At 46.4% G+C, this 343-nt stretch carries 1 protein-coding gene; it reads right to left on the reverse strand.

Annotation, left to right across the window (positions count from 1 at the left end):
• Window positions 1-201: fumarylacetoacetate hydrolase family protein (locus ACYP03_RS24965; RefSeq protein WP_459782521.1), on the reverse strand; the 201-nt coding region annotated here is incomplete at its 3' end.
• Window positions 202-343: the final 142 nt, after the last annotated feature.

The following is a 343-nucleotide window of genomic DNA, read 5'->3' on the forward strand; positions in this document are numbered from 1 at the left end:
GATCTCGGCTTCATAATGCAGCACTTCACCACCATGGGTTGCGTGTAATTCATCGCCAATCGCAGTGTTAGGCTTCATGAAAATGACCATTTCTTCGGGCATCTCATTGCCTAGCTCTTCGATGTGGGCAGCATAATTTCTACCTATGCAGACCACTTTCCCCGGTTGAACTGGCTTACCATTGACAGTCACGCTCTTCATAACCACTCCCTGTATTCACTGTGAATATGGCAAGAGCATAATGAGCGTGACCGCCAAGGTCAAAATAATTCAGAGGGTTATGACTCAGGCACAAACGCCAGATTCACAAAGACCGGGACACTTGGCAATATTCCATTCAAAT

The sequence above is a fragment of the Photobacterium sp. R1 genome, from assembly GCF_054600795.1.